The sequence below is a fragment of the Mycobacterium kubicae genome (genome assembly GCF_015689175.1).
Classification (GTDB): domain Bacteria; phylum Actinomycetota; class Actinomycetes; order Mycobacteriales; family Mycobacteriaceae; genus Mycobacterium; species Mycobacterium kubicae.
Map to the genome: position 1 here is coordinate 4,239,874 of NZ_CP065047.1, position 17,113 is coordinate 4,256,986.

General features: G+C 67.5%; 17 protein-coding genes. 7 read left to right on the plus strand and 10 right to left on the minus strand.

All coding sequences use genetic code 11. The features are described from left to right. Positions 1–118: 118 nt before the first annotated feature. Positions 119–952, plus strand: a complete 834-nt coding sequence (locus I2456_RS19780) for an SDR family NAD(P)-dependent oxidoreductase (RefSeq protein WP_068028026.1) — start codon at positions 119–121, stop codon at positions 950–952. 3 nt (positions 953–955) lie between these two features. Here the strand turns inward: I2456_RS19780 and I2456_RS19785 are convergent, their stop codons facing one another. Beyond that, on the minus strand, positions 956–1,804 hold the full coding sequence (locus I2456_RS19785) for a glycine betaine ABC transporter substrate-binding protein (protein ID WP_085073611.1): 849 nt from the start codon (positions 1,802–1,804) through the stop codon (positions 956–958). Between the two features lie 15 nt (positions 1,805–1,819). Continuing rightward, positions 1,820–2,809, minus strand: a complete 990-nt coding sequence (locus I2456_RS19790) for a malate dehydrogenase (RefSeq protein ID WP_068028020.1) — start codon at positions 2,807–2,809, stop codon at positions 1,820–1,822. Positions 2,810–3,026: 217 nt separating this feature from the next. On the opposite strand from I2456_RS19790, the gene corA reads away from it, so the two are divergent. After that, positions 3,027–4,127, plus strand: coding sequence for a magnesium/cobalt transporter CorA (corA, locus tag I2456_RS19795; protein ID WP_085073647.1), 1,101 nt, complete (start codon positions 3,027–3,029; stop codon positions 4,125–4,127). A gap of 96 nt (positions 4,128–4,223) precedes the next feature. Here the strand turns inward: corA and I2456_RS19800 are convergent, their stop codons facing one another. The 6 genes from I2456_RS19800 to I2456_RS19825 are packed head-to-tail and all read right to left on the minus strand — an operon-like array spanning position 4,224 to position 9,625. Then, positions 4,224–4,787 carry a suppressor of fused domain protein gene (locus tag I2456_RS19800; protein WP_085073646.1) on the minus strand — a complete coding sequence of 188 codons (564 nt, stop codon included), beginning with the start codon at positions 4,785–4,787 and terminating at the stop codon, positions 4,224–4,226. A gap of 2 nt (positions 4,788–4,789) precedes the next feature. Beyond that, positions 4,790–5,956: an ABC transporter ATP-binding protein gene (locus I2456_RS19805; protein WP_085073610.1), complete on the minus strand. Its 1,167-nt coding sequence runs from the start codon at positions 5,954–5,956 to the stop codon at positions 4,790–4,792. Positions 5,957–5,958: 2 nt separating this feature from the next. Next, entirely contained in the window at positions 5,959–6,798 is an 840-nt protein-coding gene (locus I2456_RS19810; protein ID WP_085073609.1) for a carbohydrate ABC transporter permease, read from the minus strand. Continuing rightward, positions 6,788–7,675 (minus strand): carbohydrate ABC transporter permease, encoded by an 888-nt coding sequence (locus tag I2456_RS19815; RefSeq protein WP_116645734.1) that lies wholly within the window; start codon positions 7,673–7,675, stop codon positions 6,788–6,790. Before I2456_RS19815 ends, I2456_RS19810 begins: the two co-directional genes overlap by 11 nt. Further along, a complete protein-coding gene (locus tag I2456_RS19820) occupies positions 7,672–9,054 on the minus strand; it encodes an extracellular solute-binding protein (RefSeq protein WP_085073608.1) in 1,383 nt (460 codons plus the stop codon). Before I2456_RS19820 ends, I2456_RS19815 begins: the two co-directional genes overlap by 4 nt. Before the next feature lie 40 nt (positions 9,055–9,094). Further along, positions 9,095–9,625, minus strand: coding sequence for a YflT domain-containing protein (locus tag I2456_RS19825; protein WP_085073607.1), 531 nt, complete (start codon positions 9,623–9,625; stop codon positions 9,095–9,097). Between the two features lie 114 nt (positions 9,626–9,739). Between I2456_RS19825 and I2456_RS19830 the strand changes: the two genes are divergently transcribed. The 5 genes from I2456_RS19830 (at position 9,740) to I2456_RS19850 (ending at position 14,975) form a co-directional block, all read left to right on the plus strand. Further along, entirely contained in the window at positions 9,740–10,369 is a 630-nt protein-coding gene (locus I2456_RS19830; protein ID WP_085073606.1) for a DUF4190 domain-containing protein, read from the plus strand. Between the two features lie 70 nt (positions 10,370–10,439). Next, on the plus strand, positions 10,440–11,747 hold the full coding sequence (locus tag I2456_RS19835; protein ID WP_085073605.1) for a magnesium transporter MgtE N-terminal domain-containing protein: 1,308 nt from the start codon (positions 10,440–10,442) through the stop codon (positions 11,745–11,747). Continuing rightward, positions 11,744–12,286: a DUF1003 domain-containing protein gene (locus I2456_RS19840; RefSeq protein ID WP_068028002.1), complete on the plus strand. Its 543-nt coding sequence runs from the start codon at positions 11,744–11,746 to the stop codon at positions 12,284–12,286. The genes I2456_RS19835 and I2456_RS19840 overlap by 4 nt, the downstream gene beginning before the upstream one ends. A 112-nt stretch (positions 12,287–12,398) precedes the next feature. Continuing rightward, positions 12,399–13,802, plus strand: a complete 1,404-nt coding sequence (locus I2456_RS19845) for a lytic transglycosylase domain-containing protein (RefSeq protein WP_085073604.1) — start codon at positions 12,399–12,401, stop codon at positions 13,800–13,802. Between the two features lie 30 nt (positions 13,803–13,832). Further along, entirely contained in the window at positions 13,833–14,975 is a 1,143-nt protein-coding gene (locus I2456_RS19850) for an Mrp/NBP35 family ATP-binding protein (RefSeq protein WP_068028000.1), read from the plus strand. 31 nt (positions 14,976–15,006) lie between these two features. Here I2456_RS19850 and tatB read toward each other — a convergent pair whose 3' ends face one another. Together tatB and htrA are read right to left on the minus strand one after the other, a co-directional pair. Beyond that, entirely contained in the window at positions 15,007–15,414 is a 408-nt protein-coding gene (gene tatB, locus I2456_RS19855) for a Sec-independent protein translocase protein TatB (protein WP_085073603.1), read from the minus strand. A gap of 106 nt (positions 15,415–15,520) precedes the next feature. Further along, positions 15,521–17,038, minus strand: a complete 1,518-nt coding sequence (gene htrA / locus I2456_RS19860; protein ID WP_068027988.1) for a serine protease HtrA — start codon at positions 17,036–17,038, stop codon at positions 15,521–15,523. Between the last annotated feature and the right edge of the window lie 75 nt (positions 17,039–17,113).

Below are 17,113 nucleotides of genomic sequence, written 5' to 3' on the forward strand. Positions count from 1 at the left end.
CAATCTGCGCACGCTCGCCGGCTAGGCACGGGTCGTCCTGAAACCAGCCACCCGCCGGTACTGGTAACCACCGGTACCGGCTAGCCTCGACCCTGAGCTGACACAAGGGAGAACGTTCATGCAGGGGTTCGCCGGAAAGGTAGCCGTCATCACCGGCGCCGGATCAGGTATCGGACAGGCGCTGGCTCTCGAGCTGGGCCGATCGGGCGCAAAGCTGGCGATCAGCGACGTCAACATGGACGGACTCGCCGAAACTGAGGCCAAACTCAAGGCGATCGGCGCGGAGGTCAAGGCCGACCGCCTCGACGTCACCGAACGCGAGGCCTTCCTCGCCTACGCCGACGCGGTCAACGCGCACTTCGGCAAGGTCAACCAGATCTACAACAACGCCGGCATCGGGCACACCGGCGACATCGAGATCTGCGAGTTCAAGGACATGGACCGGGTGATGGACGTCGACTTCGGCGGCGTGCTCAACGGCACCAAAGCGTTTCTGCCCTACATCATCGCTTCCGGGGACGGCCACGTCATCAACATCTCCAGCGTGTTCGGGCTGTTCTCCTGCTCCGGCCAGGCGGCCTACAACGCCGCGAAGTTCGCCGTTCGCGGCCTCACCGAGGCGCTGCGCCAGGAGATGATCATGGCCGGCCACCCGGTCGGGGTCACCACAGTGCACCCCGGGGGTATCAAGACCGCCATTGCCCGCAACGCCACCGCCGCCGAGGGCCTGGACGCCGAGCAACTGGCCAAGCTGTTCGACAAGCGAGCCGCGCACACCAGCCCGGAAAAGGCCGCCAAGGTCATCCTGAATGCGGTGCGCAAGAACAAGGCTCGGGTGCTGGTCGGGCCGGACGCCAAGGTCCTCGACATCGTCGTGCGGCTCACCGGATCGGGTTACCAACGCCTGTTCATGCCGGTCCTCAGCCAACTGATCCCCGCCCCGCACCGGTAGGTGCTAGCGGCCCAGCGGATGTTCGGCCAGCCAGGCGCCCGCTACCGCTTGCGGGTCGGCACCACCGGCCACCTTGCGCCGCATCTCCACCAGCGCAGCAGTGTCGAGCACGCCGGCGACTTCGTTGATGGCCAGCAGCTGCCGATCGGTCAGCGCGTTGCGCCGATACAGCGGCACCACGTTCTCGGCTTGGATCAGCGCCGGTTTGCCGTCAGCCAGCACCTGCACGTCGGCGGGTACGTCGGGATCGGCCGTCGTCGACCACGCCGCGGTGACCTCGCCCGCCCGTAACGCTGCGAAAAGGGCTGCAGCATCCGGGAATTCGCGCGGGGCGGGCGGCCGGCAGGAACCGACCGCCGCGGGCGGGTGCAAGCCGCTGACCACGCCCACCACCAGCCCGCCGCAGTGACCCGGTAGCAGGCTGAGATCGCTGCCGCCCCATGCCTTGGCGGTGGCATGGGTAATCGCCAGGGCCGGCTTGTCCTCGGCCGCGGTGGTGTAATCGCCGGCAGCAATGCCTTCAGGCAGGGCCGCGTTCATCGCGCGGTAGACGTCTTTATCCGACAACGCGGTGGCACCGGGCTGCAGCCTGCGCAACACCCGGCCCGTGAACGCGGGGACGACGGTGAAGGCGCCCGAGTCCAGCTTGGCCATCGGGTCCGCGGCCGATTCGGCGTGCGCGGCAAAACCGTAGGAGCGCAGCGCGGCGACGTACAGTCCGGCCAGCAGTCTCGACTCAGTTTTCGAACCCGAGCCCACCACCAACTGCGGGTGGCCGCCGGAGTGGCTGCCGCAACCCGCCAGCGCCAGCACAACCGCCAGCAGCAGCGCGCTCAGCCTGGTGTGTCTCACCCCGAAGTCGACGGCCTAGATCAGGCCTAGTTCTTTGACTGCCTTGCGCTCGTCGGCCAACTCGGCCGTGGACGCGTCGATGCGGCCGCGGGAGAACTCGTCGATCTCCAGCCCCTGCACGATCGACCAGTTGCCGTCCTTGGTGGTGACCGGGAAGGAGGACACGATCCCCTCCGGCACGCCGTAGGAACCGTCGGAGAACACCGCCATCGACACCCAGTTGCCGTCCGGGCTTCCCAGCAGCCAGTCGCGGGCCGCGTCGACGGTCGCCGACGCTGCCGAGGCCGCCGAGGAGGCACCGCGCGCGTCGATGATGGCCGCGCCACGCTTGGCCACGGTGGGGATGAAGTCGTTCTCGATCCAGTTCTGGTCGTTGACCACCTCGGCCGCGTTCTTGCCGCCGATTTCGGCGTGGAAGATGTCGGGGTACTGGGTGGCCGAGTGGTTGCCCCAGATGGTCACCTTCTTGATGTCGGTGACGGCGGCGCCGGTCTTCTTGGCCAGCTGGGAGATGGCCCGGTTGTGGTCCAGGCGGGTCAGTGCGGAGAACCGCTCCTTGGGGATGTCGGGAGCATTGCTCAGCGCGATCAGCGCGTTGGTGTTGGCCGGGTTGCCGGTCACGCCGATGCGCACGTCGTCGGCGGCCACCTCGTTGAGCGCCTTGCCCTGAGCGGTGAAGATGGCGCCGTTGGCTTCCAGCAGGTCACCGCGTTCCATGCCCTTGCTGCGCGGGCGGGCACCGACCAGCAGCGCCAGGTTCACCCCGTCGAAGATCTTGTTGGCGTCCGCGCCGATCTCCACGCCGGCCAACAGCGGGAAGGCGCAGTCGTCGAGTTCCATGACGACACCCTCGAGCGCCTTGAGCGCCGGCTCGATTTCGAGCAGACGCAGCTCGATCGGACGGTCGGGGCCCAGCAACGAACCGCTGGCCAGGCGGAACAACAGGCTGTAGCCGATCTGGCCGGCGGCGCCGGTGACGGCGACCTTGAGTGGACTAGCGCTCACGTCGGGGTGCTCCTAAGGAGGTCATGCGGTATGAGGTTCGGGGTCGAAACTAGCGCACCGGCGTAGGCGGACGTGCGCCGGTCCACTACCCCGGCCGTTGGTCTGCCCGTTGCTGGGAATTAGCTGATGACGGGCCGCTTCCGTTCGTCTCTGTCGCGACAAGACGCGTAGCATGGACCCCCGCCGGTCTGACCTGCGCCTGCGATCGGAGGTGAACATGTTCCCAGGATTCGATGCGTTGCCGGAAGCCTTGCGGCCCGTTGCCCGGTCGCGTCCGCAGCATGTTCATCCCGTTCCGAATCCGCCCATTCAGACCATGGTCGACTGCGGTGTTTATGTCGACGGCCATCGGCTGCCCGGCAAGTTCAGTCACACCGACGCACTGAAGAAGGTTCGCGAAGTAGCGCAGAGCGGCCAGCAGGCGTTTGTGTGGATCGGGCTGCACGAACCCGACGAAAGCCAGATGCAGCATGTGGCCGACGATTTCGGGCTGCACCCGCTGGCCGTTGAGGACGCGGTGCAAGCACACCAGCGGCCGAAAGTGGAACGCTACGACGAGACATTGTTCTTGGTGCTCAAGACGGTCAATTATGTGCCGCACGACTCGGTGGTGCTGGCCCGAGAGATCGTCGAGACCGGCGAGATCATGATCTTCGTCGGCAGCGACTTCGTCGTCACCGTGCGCCACGGCGAACACGGCGGCCTGTCCGAGGTGCGCAAGCGGATGGACGCCAACCCCGAGCACCTGCGACTGGGCCCGTACGCGGTGATGCACGCCATCGCCGACGATGTGGTGGACCACTACCTCGGCGTCACCACCCTGATGGAATCCGACATCGACAACATCGAAGAGGTTGCGTTCGCGCCGGGCCGCAAGATCGACGTCGAACCGATCTACATGCTCAAGCGCGAGGTCGTCGAGCTACGCCGGTGCGTGGCGCCGCTGTCGGGTGCGTTCCAGCGCATGCAGACCGAGAGCAAGGACCTGATCTCGAAGGAAGTCCGGCGTTATCTGCGCGACGTGGCCGACCACCAGACCCAGGCCGCTGAACAGATCGCCAGCTACGACGACATGCTCAACTCGCTGGTGCAGGCCGCGCTGGCCCGCGTCGGCATGCAGCAGAACATGGACATGCGCAAGATCTCGGCCTGGGCCGGTATCATCGCCGTCCCCACCATGATCGCCGGAATCTACGGCATGAACTTCCGTTACATGCCCGAACTGGAGTCGAAGTGGGGCTACCCGACGGTGATCGCCGCGATGGTCATCGTGTGCCTGCTCCTGTATGGCATGTTCCGCCGCCAGAATTGGCTGTGAATCCGCGGCTTCCGGTGTGAACCCAGGGCGGCATTGCGGCCGTTTGACCGACGTGACCGCAACCCGGGCGCCGCGGATGCACACTCGACGCGACGGTCATTTTGGTTGCGCGGCAGGGCGATTGGGGTCCAGCACGTCGACGCCGTCGTTGGCCCAGGCTTGCCGCATGGCATCGGCGCCTTTGAGCCGCACCCACGCCGCCTCGGTGGCGGTGATGGGCGTGGCGGTCAGGAAACGCACCGGATCGCGCGGCGGCTCCAACGGCAACTCGGGAATGTCGCTGGCGCCCAACAGAACGGCGGTGAACGGCGCGCCCGCCCACAATGGGGACCCGAGGTCGATCAGCGCTTCGGCCACCAACACCACCCCTTCGACCGCCGGCGTTGCGGCCAGCACAGCCAAGCTGCGCGCCAGCCCGGTGACCGGCCCGGGATCACGCAGCGAGAGCACCACCTCAGCCCGCGGCCCCCGAAGTCCCTCGGTCACCATCTCGGTCGGATCGAGCATCGGATGACGCGAACACCCCAGCGACGCGTAGTGCACCAATCCGCCGGACCGAAAGCGCAGCACATCGATGGTCTCGGTACCCAGAAACGTCACGCTGGCCGAGTCCGGCTCGGCATCGAAGTGCTCGCGCAGGTGGGCGCGCACCCGGTCCACGGTCACGACGGCACGGTGAGGTTGGCGCCGGAGTCGGCGTCGAAGACAGCCAGTTTGGTGGTGTCGCAAGCCAATTCGATCGTCTGACCGATAGCCGCCTTGGATTCGGCGAGCACCCTTGCCACGAACTGGTTTTCGGTGACCTCCCCTTGGGCCTCCAACTCGTCGAGTTGCGCGGCGTGCACGGCCGGGCCCGACGTGGTGAAGTACACGTACTTATCCGAACCCAGCGACTCCACCATGTCGACGCTGACCTCGAACGTCAGCGCTCTGATGCGCTGGTAGCCGTCGATCAACGTGGCGTCTTGGATGTGTTCGGGCCGCACCCCGACGATGACATTGTGCGGTTTGGGGTGCCGGGCGATGAGGTCCTGCAGCTGCGGGGTCAGCGTCACCTCCCCGAACGGCAGCGCCAGCCCCATCGACGTCAACGTCGCGGGAAAGAAGTTCATCGCCGGCGAACCGATGAAGCCCGCGACGAACAGATTCGCCGGGTGTTCGTAGAGCTCCTGGGGCGTGCCGATCTGTTGGGCCACCCCGCCGTGCATCACCACCACCCGGTCGCCCAGCGTCATTGCCTCGGTCTGGTCGTGGGTGACGTAGACGGTCGTGGTGCCCAATCTGCGCTGTAGCCGGGCGATTTCGCCGCGCATCTGCACCCGCAGTTTGGCATCCAGGTTGGACAGCGGCTCGTCCATGAGGAAAGCCTTGGGTTGACGCACGATGGCCCGGCCCATGGCCACCCGCTGTCGCTGCCCACCGGACAGCTGGGATGGTTTGCGGTCCAACAATTCCGACAGGTCCAGTATCTTCGCGGTCTCCGCCACCTTCTGCGCGATGTCGGCCTTCTTCATCTTCGCCAGGGTCAACGGGAAGGCGATGTTCTGCCGCACCGTCATGTGCGGATACAGCGCGTAAGACTGGAACACCATCGCGATGTCACGATCTTTGGGCGCCTTGTCGTTGACCCGCTCACCGCCGATGCGCAATTCTCCCGACGAGATGTCTTCCAGTCCGGCAATCATGTTCAGCGTGGTGGTCTTGCCGCAGCCCGAAGGCCCCACCAGGATCAGGAACTCACCGTCGGCGAGGGTGATGTTGAGGTCCCTTACCGCAGTCGCGCCGTCGGGGTAACTCTTCGTGACATGCTCCAGCACAATTTCGGCCATCGCTATCCCTTCACCGCACCCGAGGTCAAACCGGCGACGATACGTCGTTGAAATATCAGCACAAAGATGATGATGGGGATGGTGATCACCACCGCACCGGCCGCGATCGAACCGGTGGGTTCCTCGAATTGAGAAGTGCCGGTGAAGTTCGCGATCGCCACCGGCGCGGTGATCGCCGCCTTCGTCGCGGTCAGCGACAGGGCGAGCAGCAGGTCGTTCCACGCGAAGATGAACACCAGAATCGCAGCGGTCACCACTCCGGGCGCGGCCAGCGGAACGATCACCTTCCGGAAGGCTTGGCCCGGGGTGGCGCCGTCCATCTTGGCCGCCTTCTCCAGGTCCCACGGGATCTCCCGGAAGAACGCCGACAAGGTGTAGATGGCAAGCGGCAGTGCGAAAGTGATGTAGGGCAGGATGAGCCCCGGCCAGGTGTCGAAGAGGCCGACAGCGCGTTCGATGTTGAACAGCGGGGTTACCAGGGAGATCGCCGGGAACATGGAGATCAGCAGGGTGGCCCCGATCAGCACCCGCTTGCCCGGAAATTCCAGGCGGGCAACGGCGTAGGCGGCCATCGCACCGATCACCACCGCGATCAGGGTGGTGGTCAATCCGATACCGATGGAGTTGACCAGCGCGGAGCCGAACACGTCGCTGCGAAAGATGCCGCGGTAGTTGTCCAAGGTTACCGTCGCGGGAATCAGCTTGCCGTCCTTGACCATTGACGACGGTTTGAGCGACAGGCTCAGGATCCACAGCACCGGCAACAACGCATACGCGACGACCAGCACGTCGATGACGGTCCATATGGCGGCGCGCCGCGCGCCTAGCGGATCAGCGGCCATCGAGTGCTCCGCCGGGCGCCGCCGCCCCGAACAGCTTGATGAAGACCACCGCGATCAGCGCCACACAGCCGAAGATCAGCACGCTGATCGCCGACCCGAGGCCCAGGTTGAAGCCCTTGAACAGGTTGTTGTAGCCCAGGATCGACACCGAATCGGTGTTGTTCTCCCCCGCGGTCAGCACGTAGATGTTGTCGAAGATGCGGAACGCGTCGAGCGTGCGAAACAGCAACGCCACCACCACCGCGGGCTTGATGATCGGCAGGATGACCTTGGTCAGCCGACGCCAGGCACCCGCGCCGTCCATCTGCGCGGCCTTCAGCAGATCCTCGGGCACCAGGGCCAGTCCGGCCAACAGCAGCAGCGACATGAACGGTGTCGTCTTCCACACTTCGGCCAGCACCACAACACCCAACGACGGAATCTGTTGGGTCAGCGGCGCCTGGGTGAGAAATGAGGCGTGCGGCAGCAGGTTGGCCAGGTACCCGGTCCCCGGCGTCCAGGCGTAGTACCAGCTGTAGGACGCGGCGACCGTGACAATCCCGTAGGGGATCAGCACCGCGGTTCGCACCAGCCCCCGGCCGAGCACCGTGCGGTGCATCACCAGCGCCAGCGCCAGGCCCACCACGAACTCGATCGTCACCGACACCACCGTGATGGACAGGGTCACCAAAAGCGCTGTCCACCAGTACCGGTCGGTCAGAATCGTCGCGTAATTACCCAGGCCGACGAAGGCGGTGTCGTCCGGGGTGGCCAGGCTGCTGCGCTGCAGGCTCAGCCACACCGCATATCCGATGGGATAGGCGGTCACCGCGAGCATCAAGGACGCGGCCGGCGCAACCAACAGCAACGCCAGCCGTCGTTCGGCAACCGAGGTCACGGCAGCAGGCCCTTGCCGTCGATTGCCTTCTGCACCTGGACGGCAAGCTCGTCAGCGGTGCGGTCGGGGTCGATGCCGGTGACCGGACTCAGCGCTGCCGACAACCGCAGGGACACCGCCTGATAGGCCGGAGTCGCCGGCCGCACCGCGGCGTCGGTCAATTGCTGACGAATGATGTTGTACATCGGATACTTCGCCTGGAATTGCGAGTCGGAGTACAGCGAGGCCCGCACGGACGGCAGACCTCCCTCGATCGACACGTACTTCTGGTTCTGCAGGCTACGCAGGCACCTGACCGCGTCGAACGCCTCCGCTCGGTGCCGGGTGGTGCTGGCCACCGCCAGGTTCAACCCGCCGATCGTCACCTTGGCCGAGCGCCCCGGCACCACCGCCGGATAACGCGCGAAACCGAACACCTGCCGGCTGGCTTGATAGGCGATGCGGAACTGCTCGTCGCTGGGGACGAAGGTGCCGACGCTGTTGACGCTGCCGGCCAACTCCGGCAGCCGGTTCAGCGGCAGAAACGGCACGCCGCCCTTCACCGCGTTCTCCAGCATGGAGGCAAACACGTAGGGCCAGTTGACTTCCAGAGCGGCCTTGCCCTGTTCGAACGCCAACCGGGCGGTTCCCTCTTCGGCGCGCGACATCGACGGATCGGCGCCGGGGGCGGTGGCCACCGATTTGAGCACCCGCAACGCGGTGACGGTGGCGGCCCGGTGCGCCGGGGTGTCGGTCAAGGTCACCTGCTTGCCATCGTCGGAAAGGACCTGTCCGCCGACGCTGCTCAGTACGGTGTTGAACCACACCACCAGACCCTCGCCCTGGTTGGCCTGCGCGGCGATCCAGCTGGGCTGACCGGCGGCGTGCAGTTTGGCCGCCTCGGCCACCATCGCGTCCCAATTGTCCGGCGGCTGCGGCACCAGATCCGGCCGATACCAGAGCAATTGGGTATTCGTCGTGACCGGCGCGGCGAACACCTTGCCTGCCCAGGTGGCCGTCTTCAGTGGACCGGGCAGTGTGTCGTTGGTGGCGTCGGACTCGGCCAGCCCCGCGGGATCATCCGACAGCGGCAGCACCCACCCGGCCTGAGCGAACTCCGCGGTCCACACCACGTCGATGCCCATCAGGTCCAGGTTGCGATCGTGAGCGGTCAGCCGCCGGGCCAGCTGCAGTCGCTGTTGATCGGGTGAGCGGGGCAGACTGACGTGCTGGATGGCGTAGCGCCCGCCGGCCTGCTCGGTGCAACGCTGCGCCACGGCGGTGAAGGTCGAGCCATCGGTGGCCGGGGTGTAGAAGCTGAGCATCATGCCGGTGTTGGCCGACCCGCACGCCGAAACGCCGGAGGCAATGACGGTCATGGCCACAACGGCCGCTGTCATGTGCCGTATGCGAGCGCGTCTGACCAACCTGGTGTCGGCCTCAGATAGCCAGGCGCGCCAGCAGATCCCGCGCCTTCTCCGCGTTTTGCGGGTCGCACAGAACGTCGTAGCGGCCGGCCACCAGTTGCAGGGTGGAACTGAAATCGCGAGTGCCGCGGGCCATCGCATACGGGACGGCAGACGTGATGAGACCGAAGAAAACTCCGGCGACCAGGCCGGTGATCAACGCGCCCCAAAGATTGGGACTGAAGAAGCCGAGCACCAACCCGATGAACAACCCCAGCCACGCGCCGCTGAGCACACCGCCGCCCAGCACCTTGGCCCAGGTGAGCCGGCCGGTGACGCGTTCGACCTGCATGAGGTCGACGCCGACGATGGTCACCTGCTGGACCGGGAACTCCTGGTCAGAGAGGTAGTCGACGGCGCGTTGCGCCTCTGCATAGGTGGGATACGACCCGACCGGCCAGCCTTTGGGCGGGGTCGGCAATCCGGGTGGCACATTGCGCCGGCCCGCGCCTGCGGAAGGGGGCGTCGCGCCGGGCACCTGGCCGGGCTGAAATGGGCTAGTCATCGGTCTTCATTCTCCTCTTGCCGGTGCCATCGTTTCATCTATGGCAAGTCCGCGCACATAACGCCGGCCCGCGAGGTAGCCGAAACAGGGGTGAAGCACGCTAGGTTGATCACCATGACAGCTCCCGGCGAGCCCTCCGGCGAAGGCGCGAAGGCCCCCCACGACGGCCCGGCTTACTCGGCCGGATCCAACGAGCCGACCCAGCAGGCGCCGTGGGCTGCACCGTCGGGCACTCCCGCAGCCGAGCCGGCCGCCGACTACCCGCCGGCCTATCCGCCCGGCTATTCCCCCGACTACGGCGCCGGCTACCCGCCGCCCAGCCCCGGAGTCGGCTACCCGCCACCGGGCCCGCAGCCGACTCCGGGCTACCAGCCCTATCCCCCCATGCCGCCGCCGTACGGGAGCTCCCCGGGTGGCTACGGCGCGCCCTCGTATCCGAGCGGGTATCCGGGCGGCTACCCCGGCGCCGGCTATCCGCCGCCGCCGGATTACTCGACCGCGTACGGCGCGGCCCAACCCGGCACCAACAACCTGGCCATCGCGTCGCTGGTCACGTCGTTCGCCGGCTTCTTCTGCTGCATCATCGGTTCCATCGCGGCCATCGTGCTCGGCGTCATGGCGCTCAACCAGATCAAGCAGACCCGCGAAAGCGGCTACGGCATGGCGGTGGCGGGCATCGCGATCGGTGCCGCCGGGCTGCTGTTGATCATGGTGATCGGGATCATCAACGTGGCGTCCAGTTAGCACCTGACGTATCTGACGGGTGAACCTGGCCCCGCTGCCAACCCAGTGCCGGCTGCCTAGGCTCTCACTCATGGGATCGGTCAACAGGGTGTACGTCGCGCGCCTGTCGCGGATGATGGTGCTCGGCCCACTGGGAGAATCCTTCGGGCGGGTGCGCGACGTGGTCATCAGCATCAGCATCGTCCGGCAGCAACCCCGCGTGCTTGGGCTGGTCGTCGACTTGGCAACCCGTCGCAGCATCTTCATCCCGATCCTGCGGGTCGCCGCGATCGAACCCAAGGCGGTGACACTGAAGACCGGCAACGTGTCCCTGCGCCACTTCGAACAGCGCCCGGGTGAAGTGCTGGCGCTGGGGCAGGTGCTGGACACCCCGGTGAAAGTGACCGACCCCGCGCTGCCCGAACTGGCCAACGTCGAGGTGGTGATCACCGACCTGGGCATCGAACAAACCCGCACCCGCGACTGGATCGTGACCAGGGTGGCCGTGCGCACTCATCGCCGCCTGGGCCGGCGCGGTCCGGTGCACATCGTGGACTGGCACAACGTGCACGGGCTGACACCTTCCGCCCTGGCGATGCCGGGGCAAGCGGTGGCGCAGCTGCTGGACCAGTTCGAAGGGCGCCGGGCCGTCGACGTCGCCGATGCCATCCGCGGACTACCGTCCAAGCGCCGCCTCGAGGTGTTCAAGGCCCTCGACGACGAACGGCTCGCCGACATCTTGCAGGAGCTGCCCGAGGTCGACCAGGCCGAAGCGCTGTCGCAGCTGGGCACCGAACGTGCCGCCGACGTGCTCGAGGAGATGGATCCCGACGACGCGGCCGACCTGCTCGGCGTGCTGAACCCGACCGACGCCGAGATGCTGCTGACCGAGATGGACCCTGACGACTCCGACCCGGTGCGACGGCTGCTCAAGCACTCCCCTGACACCGCGGGCGGGCTGATGACCTCCAACCCGGTGGTGCTCACCCCCGACACCGCGGTGGCCGAGGCGCTGGCCCGGGTGCGCGACCCGGACCTGACTCCGGCGCTGTCCTCGATGGTGTTCGTCGCGCGTCCGCCGACGGCCACGCCCACCGGGCATTACCTTGGGTGCGTGCAGCTGCAGCGGTTGCTGCGCGAGCCGCCGGCCGAACTGGTCGGCGGCATCGTCGATACCGATCTGTTCACCTTGACGCCGGAGACTCCGCTGGGCGCCGTGACCCGCTACTTCGCCGCCTACAACCTGGTGTGCGGGCCGGTGGTCGACGACCAGAACCATCTGTTGGGAGCGGTAACCGTGGACGACCTGCTCGATCATCTGTTGCCGCATGACTGGCGCGCCGACGTCCAACAGCTCGACCCGGCCGGCAGGCCCGCCCGGACCGGAGGAACTTCGTGAGCAGCTCCCCCACTCCGCGGCGGCTGTACACCCCGCGGACCTCACGCGGCTTCTCCCTGCGGTTGGATCCCGACACCGTCGGGCAGTTCACCGAATCCATCGCGCGGTTCTTCGGCACCGGCCGGTACCTGTTGCTGCAGACCATGGTGGTGCTGGCTTGGATCGCGGTGAATCTCTTTGCGGTGCAATGGCGTTGGGACCCGTACCCGTTCATTCTGCTCAACCTGGCTTTTTCCACCCAGGCCGCTTATGCCGCGCCGCTGATCCTGCTCGCCCAGAACCGCCAGGAGAACCGCGACCGCGTCGCGCTGGAAGAGGATCGCCGCCGGGCCGCGCAAACCAAGGCCGACACCGAGTACCTGGCGCGCGAGTTGGCCGCCTTGCGGCTGGCCATCGGTGAGGTGCCCACCCGGGACTACCTGCGCCACGAACTGGACAGCTTGCGGCAGCTGCTGGCCGAACCGCAGCCCAAGACAGCAGAGTCCACGCCACTGCGGGTGAGCGAAGCAGCCGAGCGGCGCGCCAAGCGGTCAAGCTGAGAATTAGAGTTCCGCCATTGCGCTACTGCCGTGACGCGAGTTATGTATGGTGATCTAGTTCACCAAACTGAGACAACGTCGTTTCCTGACGGCTCATATTGAGGACGGTCGAGTGCGCATAGGGGGACGCTGGGGTGCTCACCCGGCCGTCGCGAAGGTGCGGCAGCGTGCGTACGCGGCACGGACACCGGTCTTTGGCGTAGCCGTCATCACTCCGTTGATTTTCGCCGGCGCGGTCGGCGGGGCACCGCCGGCTTTCCCCGGGAAAACTCCGGTGCGCACCGCGATCACCCCGGTAGCCGCGGTGGCCCCGTCGCCGCACACCGACCTGTCCGGGCCGGTGGTCATCTCCACCGAGCGTCCGCCCACCAGCTTCCACGTCGCGGCCGCGAGCAGTTCGGCGCCGCCGCCCCCGATGATCGTCAATGCCCCTGGCGCACTTGGAATCCCGATCATGGCCCTGTCGGCCTACCGCAACGCCGAGCAGAAGATGGCCGCCGCCGAACCGGGCTGCGGCGTCAGCTGGAACCTGTTGGCCGGCATCGGCCGCATCGAGTCGGGTCACGCCGGCGGCGGAGCGGTCGATGCGCGCGGCACCGCGGTCAACCCGATCTACGGTCCGTCACTGGACGGGACGCTGCCCGGCAACGAAGTGATCGTCCAGGGCAATGTCGGCAACCGCGTCACCTACGCCCGCGCCATGGGACCCATGCAGTTCCTGCCCGGCACCTGGGCGCGCTACGCGGTCGACGGTGACGGCGACGGTGTGCCCGACCCGCAGAACCTGTTCGACTCCACGCTGGCGGCCGCCCGCTACCTGTGCAGCGGCGGGCTCAACCTGCGCGACCCGGCACAGGTGACGGCGGCGATCCTGCGCTACAACAACTCCATGCCCTACGCCCAGAACGTGCTGGGCTGGGCCGCCGCGTATGCCACCGGTGTGGTCCCGGTCGACCTGCCGCCGATCACCGGTCCGCCGCCACCGATCGGCGACGCCCACCTCGAGCATCCGGAGGGCCTGGGCCCCGGCTTGCCGATGAACGTCAACGGACTCGGCAGCAACGACCCGATGACCCACATTCCGTTGATCGACTTCGGGCCCCCGCAGCTGATCAGTCAGACACCGGCGTGGCAGCAACCCATGTGGCCGTGGATGGCGCCCGCACCCGCACTGCAGGCGCCCGCACCGGTGGCGACGCCAGGCTGCACGCTGATCTGCATCGGCGCGCAGAACGCGCCGGAATCCGCGCCGCCAGGTGTCGGACCCGTCCCCGCAGGCGGAATCGTCATCGCCCCACCGGCTCCCGCGGCGCCACCGCCGTCGGATCCGCTGGCCCCGCCCGTCGCTCCGGCGCCGGCCGCGCCTGCCCTGCCGGTGCCGCCAGCCGGTCCCGCAGCAGCCAACCCTGCGGCAGGGCCCAACGCCTCGCCAGCGCCCAAGCCGGCCGGACCGCCGCAAAGCCCGGCGCCCAAGCCGCCGCAGGGCAATGAGCCGGTGTTCACACCCGTCAGCTGACCCGCCGGGAACCGCCTACACTCGGCGGTGATGTCCGGAACTCAACAAGACCTGATCGCGGCTATTCGTGCCGCGCTGGCGAAAGTGATCGACCCCGAACTGCGGCGGCCCATCACCGAGCTCGGCATGGTCAAAAGCATTGATGTCAATCCCGACGGCAGCGTGCACGTCGGGGTCTACCTGACCACCGCCGCGTGTCCGAAGAAGACGGAGATCAGCGAACGGGTCACCCAAGCGGTCACCGATGTACCCGGCACGGGAGCCGTCCAGGTGAGCCTGGACGTGATGAACGACGAGCAACGCACCGAGCTGCGCAAGCAGTTGCGGGGAGATGCCGCCGAACCCGTCATCCCGTTCGCCCAGCCCAGCTCGCTGACTCGGGTGTACGCGGTCGCCTCGGGTAAGGGCGGTGTCGGCAAGTCCACCGTGACCGTCAACCTGGCCGCGGCGATGGCCGCCCGCGGCCTGTCCGTCGGGGTGCTCGACGCCGACATCCACGGCCACTCCATCCCGCGCATGATGGGCACCACCGACCGGCCCACCCAGGTCGAGTCGATGATCCTGCCGCCCATCGCCCACGAGGTGAAGGTCATCTCGATCGCCCAGTTCACCCAGGGCAACACCCCGGTGGTGTGGCGCGGACCCATGCTGCACCGGGCCTTGCAGCAGTTCTTGGCCGACGTCTACTGGGGTGACCTGGACGTGCTGCTGCTCGACCTGCCGCCGGGAACCGGCGACATCGCCATCTCGGTGGCCCAGCTGATCCCGAACGCCGAGATCTTGGTGGTGACCACCCCGCAGCTGGCCGCCGCCGAGGTGGCCGAGCGGGCCGGCAGCATCGCGCTGCAGACCCGCCAGCGCATCGTTGGCGTGGTCGAGAACATGTCGGGCCTGATCCTGCCCGACGGCAGCACCATGCAGGTGTTCGGTGAGGGCGGTGGCAAGCAGGTCGCCGAGCGGCTGTCCCGGGCGGTCGGCGCCGATGTGCCGCTGCTGGGTCAGATTCCGCTGGATCCGGCACTGGTGGCGGCCGGGGATACCGGTGTGCCGCTGGTCCTCAGCGCCCCCGACTCGGCGGTGGGCAAGGAGTTGCGCAGCGTGGCCGACGCCTTGTCGGCGCGGCGCCGGGGGCTGGCGGGCATGTCGCTGGGCCTCGACCCGTCGCGGCGCTAGCTCAGCGGGTCGCCACGATCAGAACTGGCGCTCAGGTCGCGTCGGAGTCGAACGGGGTCCGTTCCTGCACCGCGGGCGGCTGAGTCGGCTCGGCGGCCTGCGGTGGCGGCTCCGGGGCAGGGGTTGTCCCGTTGGCTGCGGGCCGGTCGAAGTTGCCGGTGAAGATGGAGTCGTCGCCGTCGAGTAGGTGCTTGGTCAGCGCCGCGCGCGGTGTCATGCCGCGCAGCTTCTGCAGCTCGCCGAGCTGCCCGCGCAGCTCGTCGAATTCTGGTCCCATGTCTTCGCGCAGCTGGCTGCTCACACCGCTGAGGTAGTCGCGCGCCTGCCGCAAGGCGCTCGCGGTCCAGCGAATGGCCCCGGGCAGCCGCTCCGGGCCGAGCACCACCAGCCCGACCACGACGAGGACGAGCATCTCCCCCCAGCCGATATTGGCGAACATCAGGTCCTACGGTGATGACCCGCTGCGCCCGGCTGCGCCGCGCTTGCGATCATCACGGTCCTATGGTGATGACCCGCTGCGCCCGGCTGCGCCGCGCTTGCGATCATCACGAGCTGGTGTCGGGGTCGGGTTTGACCGTCAGCGTGACGTGCCGGCCGTCGCGGACCACCTCGACGGGCGCGTCCTGCCCGATGGGCAACTGACGCACGGCGACGACGAACTCGTCGGAGTCGGCGACGCCGCGGTTGCCGACCTTGACGATCACGTCGTTCTCCAGGATGCCGCCCTTCTGCGCGGGGCTGCCGGCCTTGACGTTGGCGACTTGAGCGCCCGAGGCGATCGCGTTGCTCACCGAGCGGGTGCTGATGCCCAGCGTCGGGTGCACGATCTTGCCGTCCTTGATCAGGGTCTGCGCGACGAACTTCATCTCGTTGACCGGGATCGCGAAGCCCAGGCCGCTGGCGCTGTCGGACAGCGATTTACCGGCGGTGTTGATGCCGATGACCTGAGAGTCCATGTCGATGAGCGGACCACCGGAGTTGCCGTGGTTGATCGAGGCGTCGGTCTGAATGCCGTCGATGACGGTGTCGGTGTCCGAACCCTCCCCGGACAGCGGCACCGGGCGGTGCATTGCGCTCACGATGCCGTGGGTCACCGTACTGCGCAGACCCAGCGGCGCACCCGCCGCGAGCACCTCGTCGCCGACCCGCACCTTGTCGGAGTCACCCAGGCGGGCCACGGTCAGGTTGTTGACGTTGTCGACCTTGAGCACCGCCAGGTCGGTCTTGGGGTCGCGACCCACCAGGCTGGCCGGCACTTCCTTGCCGTCGTTGAAGACGACGGTCGTCTTGAATTGGCTGGGGTTGTTGGCGGCTTCGGAGATGACGTGGTTGTTGGTGACGATGTAGCCGCGGCCGTCGATGATGACCCCGGATCCCTGCATGCCCTCTTGGTCGCTCTTGGACTCGATGGTCACCACGGAGTCGGCGATCGCCGAGGCCACCTTGGTGAACCGGCCCGCCGGACCCTCACCGTTGCCGTTGGTGGACAGCGTCACCTTCGAGGTGGTGAACGCCTCGACGACTTCGGCGGTTTTGCGTCCGATGAGCCCGCCGATGGCACCGATCAGCAATGCGGTGACCAGCAGGATGCCCAGGGCGACGTAGGAGACTTTGCCGCCGAACAACACGTCGCGCACACCGAGCTTGCCGCTGTGGCCCAGCGCGGTCTGCGGCGGCGGGGCGGCGACTGCCGGCTTGCCCAGCGCTGCCGCGGCCCCGGGGTCGCGCCATGGGTCGTCGCCGTCGTCGGGCTGGCCGTTCTCTTTCTCGGCGGCCAACGCGCCGGCATCGATGGGATGGCGCTGCAGCGACTCCGTGCCGTCGAACGGACGCCCGAAAGCCTCCTCGAGCACCGGGTCGGCCGGCTGCGTGTGGGGCTGGTATTCGACCTGCTCCTGGTATTTCCGCGGGCGCACGCGCTCGGCCACGAAGGATCCCTGCAGGCCGGAGGGTCGGCCGAACGCCTGACGCGCTGCGGGGTCCACCGGTGGCCGGGAGATGGGGCGCGGCGCCAGCCGCTGGCCGCCGTCTTGGCCGCTGTTATTGCCTTGGTCGGAGCTCACGTCACCCTCTTCTGAATCCTCTGGCTAAGCGTTCGAGACGGGGCCATATGTGCAGCGAAATACCGGCGCGACCCT

Coding starts and splice junctions, on each gene's coding strand:
- I2456_RS19780 (WP_068028026.1), top strand. CDS start 119: ATGCAGGGGTTCGCCGGAAAGGTAGCCGTCATCACCGGCGCCGGATCA.
- corA (WP_085073647.1), top strand. CDS start 3,027: ATGTTCCCAGGATTCGATGCGTTGCCGGAAGCCTTGCGGCCCGTTGCC.
- I2456_RS19805 (WP_085073610.1), bottom strand. CDS start 5,956: ATGGCCGAAATTGTGCTGGAGCATGTCACGAAGAGTTACCCCGACGGC.
- I2456_RS19810 (WP_085073609.1), bottom strand. CDS start 6,798: ATGGCCGCTGATCCGCTAGGCGCGCGGCGCGCCGCCATATGGACCGTC.
- I2456_RS19820 (WP_085073608.1), bottom strand. CDS start 9,054: ATGACAGCGGCCGTTGTGGCCATGACCGTCATTGCCTCCGGCGTTTCG.
- I2456_RS19825 (WP_085073607.1), bottom strand. CDS start 9,625: ATGACTAGCCCATTTCAGCCCGGCCAGGTGCCCGGCGCGACGCCCCCT.
- I2456_RS19830 (WP_085073606.1), top strand. CDS start 9,740: ATGACAGCTCCCGGCGAGCCCTCCGGCGAAGGCGCGAAGGCCCCCCAC.
- I2456_RS19835 (WP_085073605.1), top strand. CDS start 10,440: ATGGGATCGGTCAACAGGGTGTACGTCGCGCGCCTGTCGCGGATGATG.
- I2456_RS19850 (WP_068028000.1), top strand. CDS start 13,833: ATGTCCGGAACTCAACAAGACCTGATCGCGGCTATTCGTGCCGCGCTG.
- tatB (WP_085073603.1), bottom strand. CDS start 15,414: ATGTTCGCCAATATCGGCTGGGGGGAGATGCTCGTCCTCGTCGTGGTC.